Source organism: Nostoc sp. CCY 9925, from assembly GCF_963920935.1.
Classification (GTDB): Bacteria; Cyanobacteriota; Cyanobacteriia; order Cyanobacteriales; family Nostocaceae; genus Nostoc.
Window position 1 is genome coordinate 1 of record NZ_CAWUDO010000207.1, and the last position, 5,798, is coordinate 5,798.

Sequence of the window (5,798 nt, forward strand, 5' to 3'; positions counted from 1 at the left end):
TATGTACAATGCCATCTACTCTCCTTTGATGAAATTGGCTAAGGATGATATCCGTAGTGGGCAAAAGAAAACTGTTATCGCTGAAGAAAATAGTAAATTTGGAGAGAGCGAAATAGAACAATCAAAATCTTTTGATATTACATCAACCGAACCTATCACAGCACTTGAAAGTTCAAAATTTGATAGTCAACCATTACCACTACCTACTAATCAACCATTACCTCAATCGCAGCAAATTGGCAGTAAATTTTCTAGCTTTTTGGAGCAATTCCCAAAATATCTAGGTAGATTTTCCACAGAATACCAACTGCCAATTATTTGTTTTACTACAATTATTGGAGCGACTGTTGCAGTTAAGCTAGTTCTAGCTGTATTAGATGTACTAAATGAAATTCCGCAGTTAAATCTAGTTTTTGAGTTGACTGGAATTGGTTACGTAACTTGGTTTATTTTTCGATATTTACTCAAAGCTTCTACTCGGCAAGAATTAGCTACACATATTATTTCTATGCAAAAAGAAATTATCGAAGGGTAAGCTTCATAAGCTGCTATACTTTCATGTTTCTTTTCTTTGATCGTGAAGGAAGACACGAACCAAGAGCATGTTAAACGTATCTGTATTACCTCACAAATTTTGCAACAGACGTACTTATGAAAGTTGACTTTAGTGCTACTGCTATTGATTACGCAAAACATCGTCCTGGCTTTCCCAATTCATTATTTAACAGACTGTCTGAATATGGTATTGGTTTACCTGGGCAGAAAGTTGTTGATCTCGGTACAGGTACGGGAACATTAGCACGGGGACTTGCAGCTAGAGGTTCTGATGTGATTGGGTTAGACCCATCAGCAGCAATGCTCCAACAAGCGACGCAGTTAAGCGAATCTGCTCAACTCAAAGTAAATTATCGAGTCGGAACTGCTGAAAATACTGGCTTACCAAGTGCAAGTACTGATGTGGTCACAGCCGGTCAGTGTTGGCATTGGTTTGACCGTCCTCGGGCTGTGCAAGAAGTTGCTCGGATTTTGAAAGTAAATGGTTGTATTGCAATCGCCCATTTTGATTGGATACGCTCAAAAGGTAATATTGCTGAAGCGACAGAACAGCTGATAGAGGCTCATAATCCGGACTGGAGTATGGGTGGTAGACATGGTTTGTATCCTACGTGTTTAAGAGACCTTAACGAAGGTGGATTCAAAGAAATCCAAACATTTTCTTACGATGTATTTGTGCCTTTCACACACGAAGATTGGCGCGGTCGTATTCGTACTACTGCTGGTGTGGGAGCTAGCCTGACACCAGACAAAGTAGAACTATTTGACCAGGAACTGGCGGCATTACTCCAAACAAACTATCCCACACCTCTGCTTGAGGTTCATCATCGAGTTTGGGTTGCGATCGCTTCTCTATGAGAGGCTCCGCCCTAATCGCGTAGCGTCTCTAAGAGTTGCTATGCCGCAGGCTTTACGAGGCGCTCCGCGTAGCAAGATCCCTGTAGGGGTACATTCGCCGTAAGTATTACAGAATTACTACACTTGTAGTTACTCCTGAAGCGTTGTCATGTGCGTAATCTCATCAAGATAAAAAACTTTTTACTTAAAGTTTTGATAAAGTCAGCGTTTAATTACGTAGTTGAATTGATTTTATCCAACCAAGTTGGTATGATAACCTCAATCGAAAACACAAACTCGTATAAAAAAATACGTCACAATTCCTGTTGAATAATTCATAAAGTTTAAACGCTCAGATCAAGGACTGTTTAAGCATTAGTTAAGCTGTTCCACATTTTTTAAACCTTTAAATATATATGGTCGTGTTGGCTGTTGAGTGTTAACTCTTGACTCTCAGCAGTCAACAAACCTCACTCCTTCACTATGCAATAAATATGTGTTTTAGCTTACCAAAAACGAGAAAGTAATTTTTTCCTTACTATGAGCGATTAAAAAATGATGAAAAAGTATCTGCTTGCCGCTTCGCTGACTGTATTTGTTGTCAATCTTAGCTTTACAAAACAGACTTTAGCAGCCACACTGGCTGCACCTCCTGAGGTGACTTTATATGCTGCTGGTAGCTTGAGGGGTGCGCTTTCGGAAGTTGCTAGTGCCTTTACTCAGGAATATGGGATTTCTGTCAGAACAGAATTTGCTTCTTCTGGTTCATTGAAAGATAGGTTGTTGGCAGGGGAAAAGGCAGATGTCTTTGCCAGTGCGGATTTAGGTAATGCCCTTGCACTCAATCAAAACAACCTAAGTGGGGAAGTCGAGACGTTTGCCGGCAATCCTATCTATGCGATCGCCATCCCAGACGTTTCACTCACAACGGAGAATCTGCTTGATAAGTTTCTCGATCCCAACATTAAATTGGGCATTTCCCAACCTGTAAGCGATCCCTTGGGAGATTACGGTGTCGAGGTATTTCGCAAAGCCGAAGCAATTACACCAGGTAGCTTTGCTCAATTAGATGCTAAAGCCGTAATATTATCAGGGACTTTACCACCTAATAGAAATAGTCCGGGAGGTAGCATAGTCTACTATCTGCAAGATATTAACAAAGCAGATATCTATTTGGTGTATTACACCAGTGCTTTATCTGCCCAACAAATTTCACCAAGTCTACAAGTAGTAGAATTGCCAGATAGCTTAAAAGTTCAAGCTGACTATGGTTTGACAGTACTCAAGGGTGCAAATCCTGGAGGTTCACAACTAGCTGATTATATCCTTTCACCAACTGGGCAACAAATACTGGCAAAGTATGGATTTAGTAGTCCGAAGTCTGTTCCGGAACCTCAAGGAGTTGGTGGAATTTTACTTGCTGTGAGTGTAGCTTTTGCCTTGCAGAGAAAGTTGATTGCTGCCAAACAGCAAAAAGTTAAAGTGGGCGATGAACGCCACAGTTAGAAAATCGAGAAATCTGGTTAATTTTGAAACAATCTAGCAATCATGGTTGCTGTTGTGTACTGAAAAATGCGATGCCCGACGTGAAAAATTAGCTGCATATATCCTCTTTCCACAAAGATAAACAATTTTGGCAAAGTCAAATATTCTTAGGATGATAACCCTTCGATGGTAATTACTCAAGTACCATAACTATCAACTTCCAGTTTTTTTTCATGAATACATCTCGTATCTCAGCATTCAAATTGCAGAAAAAAGACCAAATAAGTCAATAGGCATAAATCTTTAACAGTTTGTATTTGAGGAACCATCAGTTTTATGTTAGAAACAAAGTTTTTTCAAAAACCATTAATGGTTATTCTGGGGTTAGCATTAGCTACTGTTTCTACCGCTCAACCTTCCAAAGCTGCTACCTTTACTTATCAGGGAGATACAACAAATGAACCGATTTGGCGGCGTGTAGCACCAGGGAATCCTCCCACTCTTATCAGTGGTGAAAAAGATGGGAATTTGGGAATGAGTGTACCTTACAGTGTATTCGATTTTACGGTCGATCAATCAGGTTTATATACTATAAATGGTGAATCTGAATCTACGCCACCTGCAAATAGAAAATGGGATATTTTCTTAGCTTTATATCAAGACAGTTTTAATCCTACTGAACAATTAACCAATGTTGTTATAGCAAATACTACTACTAATGGTAGTACTGTTACTTTCAACCGAGAACTCGTTACAGGACAGAAATACTTTTTAGTTACTACCGGTCGTCGAGTGAATGATTTTGGCCAGTTTAGCAACACAATAAGTGGTTCGGGTCAAATTACACCAATTCCTGAATCAGATTCAATACCTGCCATGTTAGTCACGGGTGGTATAACTTTACTACTGTATAAGCGAAAAGTAGGTTTAAAAATACAGCATTTCTAAATCATTTGTAATCATATCCCCGGCTTCTTCACAAGTTGGGAATATGCTTACAAAGTAGGGATGACTGCTATAGTTACACTCATATAATCAGAATACTCTGTAAGAAAGCTAACTGCCTTTTTGTATTGTTAGTTAACTACTTGTTTCCAGAGAATAGATGCAATCGCCATCCTTTTGCAGGATATCTGAAGCAGTTTTGCTACTTCTGTTATGAACTGTTCTAGGTCTGAAGGCTTTTGGATATAAGTTTGAAATCCAGATGCAAGAGCCTTTTTATCTGCTTTATCTTCAAAACTACCGGTAAAAGCGATCGCTGGAATTTCTCTTGTTAGTGGAGATGTAAGTGAACGGACTTTCTGTATTAGCGAATATCCGTTCTCTAATGGCATGGCGATGTCGATAATTAAAAGATCCACTTGATATTGTTTAATAATCTCAAATGCTGCCGAAGCATTGGATGCCGTTATTACCTGGATTCCATAACTTTCAAAAATATAGGTAATTAAAAAAAGGATATCTGTGCTATCGTCCACCACAAGAATCGTCAATCCTTGAAAAATATCTAAGTCTCTTCTATCTTTTTCAGGACGCGTGTCCTCAAAATTATCTGGCACGATATAATTGTCTCCCTAGTTATCTAATGAATTACAGAGGAAGTCTTACAGGTGATTACTCGTGAACTAGCTGCCTAGCAAGCACTATATCAAAAAGTTTTTTACCTTCGCAAGCAAATTGGCAATATATAAGATTTTCTTGCTGTAAGATGAGTGCCCTGCCATAGCAGTCTTTTATCTTTTTTTTAGTCCATAAACATCTGCGGATGCTTTTTTGATGAAAGTTCTTGCTCTATATGTTCCCGTAGCCAACCACAAGGGACAGACACTTGTGTAGGGAATGTCATATTTGGCAGTAAAGTTCTTAGAGATTTCACCAAAGCCAGTCTTTAAACCGCCAGCATTGTTCAAAGAGACAGCCCAAACCTGACTAGACATTGTGACACCAAACATAGCAGTAATCAGTGGTATGGCAAATAAATACTTCAAATAAATACTTTTTCATGACTTTTTGTACTAAAGTCGATACTACTGCGAGGTCATGAATATCACATTATTAAGTCTGTGAATTGTAGCGATCGCTACTTTTTACCAACCATTTTGGTAAAAGATTGTAGAGTACTCTAAAAAATAATCTTGAATACCCATAATGAGTGTTTTCTTCTCAGATGAGGCGATCGCTAGGTTAATTCAGGAAGATGTTCCCTACCTAGATTTGACAACCTACGGGCTAGGCATTGGCAAGCAACCTGGTGAAATCGAGTTTTCTACCCGTCATCCGATGACCATTTGCGCTACTGAAGAAGCAGCCAGAGTATTAAAATATTGTGGTGCCGAAGTTCATTATCAAGTCGAAAGTGGTACAGTCTGCCAGGAGAAGCAATTAATTCTTCAAGCTAGTGGCACTGCTCAAGCTTTGCACAGTGGCTGGAGAGTTGCTTTAAATTTGATGGAATATGCCTCCGGCATTGCTTCGCGTACAAGAGTATTAGTGGATACTGCCAAAACAGTAAATCAGTCTGTTTCTATTGTGACTACTCGTAAATGTTTTCCAGGTACTAGAGCGCTTTCCATCAAAGCAGTTCTAGCAGGCAGAGGTTTTTTTCATCGCTTAGGATTATCTGAAACAGTTCTGATCTTTAACCAACACCTGATATTTCTGGGAGGTATGGTTGGGTTAATTGAGCGCATGAATGAACTGCAACGACAGTTTCCAGAACAACATATTTGCGTTGAAGTAGATACACCAGAAGATGCTTGGATGGCTGCTCAAGCAGGTGTAGATTTAATTCAGTTTGATAAAATTCCCCTACCAGACCTTGAGCCTCTAGTTTTGAAATTGAAGCAGCAGTATCCAAACTTAAAACTAAGTAAGTGGGCATCAAAAAAGTCAGCTATGTTAAGATATATAATACGGAG

Annotated in this window: 7 protein-coding genes; 5 read left to right on the forward strand and 2 right to left on the reverse strand. The window is 39.2% G+C overall.

From position 1 onward, the window contains the following. From ACM0OY_RS39200 to ACM0OY_RS39215, 4 genes are all read left to right on the forward strand, one after another. A partial coding sequence (locus ACM0OY_RS39200; RefSeq protein WP_414574102.1) for a CAAD domain-containing protein occupies positions 1-535 on the forward strand: 535 nt, incomplete at its 5' end. 116 nt (positions 536-651) lie between these two features. Continuing rightward, the gene (locus ACM0OY_RS39205; RefSeq protein ID WP_414574103.1) at positions 652-1,413 is read left to right on the forward strand and encodes a class I SAM-dependent methyltransferase; all 762 of its coding nucleotides are present in this window, start codon (positions 652-654) and stop codon (positions 1,411-1,413) included. A 534-nt stretch (positions 1,414-1,947) separates the two neighbouring features. Continuing rightward, the gene (locus tag ACM0OY_RS39210; protein WP_414574104.1) at positions 1,948-2,898 is read left to right on the forward strand and encodes an extracellular solute-binding protein; all 951 of its coding nucleotides are present in this window, start codon (positions 1,948-1,950) and stop codon (positions 2,896-2,898) included. A 315-nt stretch (positions 2,899-3,213) separates the two neighbouring features. Further along, the gene (locus tag ACM0OY_RS39215; RefSeq protein WP_414574105.1) at positions 3,214-3,825 is read left to right on the forward strand and encodes a PEP-CTERM sorting domain-containing protein; all 612 of its coding nucleotides are present in this window, start codon (positions 3,214-3,216) and stop codon (positions 3,823-3,825) included. A 128-nt stretch (positions 3,826-3,953) separates the two neighbouring features. Here the strand turns inward: ACM0OY_RS39215 and ACM0OY_RS39220 are convergent, their stop codons facing one another. Both ACM0OY_RS39220 and ACM0OY_RS39225 read right to left on the reverse strand, forming a co-directional pair. Further along, positions 3,954-4,439, reverse strand: a complete 486-nt coding sequence (locus tag ACM0OY_RS39220; protein ID WP_414574106.1) for a response regulator — start codon at positions 4,437-4,439, stop codon at positions 3,954-3,956. Between the two features lie 174 nt (positions 4,440-4,613). Next, positions 4,614-4,868: a hypothetical protein gene (locus ACM0OY_RS39225; protein WP_414574107.1), complete on the reverse strand. Its 255-nt coding sequence runs from the start codon at positions 4,866-4,868 to the stop codon at positions 4,614-4,616. A 160-nt stretch (positions 4,869-5,028) separates the two neighbouring features. Between ACM0OY_RS39225 and modD the strand changes: the two genes are divergently transcribed. Then, on the forward strand, positions 5,029-5,798 hold a 770-nt coding region (gene modD, locus ACM0OY_RS39230; protein WP_414574108.1), incomplete at its 3' end, for a ModD protein.

What these genes read in the sequence shown, in the direction of transcription:
- ACM0OY_RS39205 (WP_414574103.1), top strand. Translation starts at nt 652, where the DNA reads ATGAAAGTTGACTTTAGTGCTACTGCTATTGATTACGCAAAACATCGT.
- ACM0OY_RS39210 (WP_414574104.1), top strand. Translation starts at nt 1,948, where the DNA reads ATGATGAAAAAGTATCTGCTTGCCGCTTCGCTGACTGTATTTGTTGTC.
- ACM0OY_RS39215 (WP_414574105.1), top strand. Translation starts at nt 3,214, where the DNA reads ATGTTAGAAACAAAGTTTTTTCAAAAACCATTAATGGTTATTCTGGGG.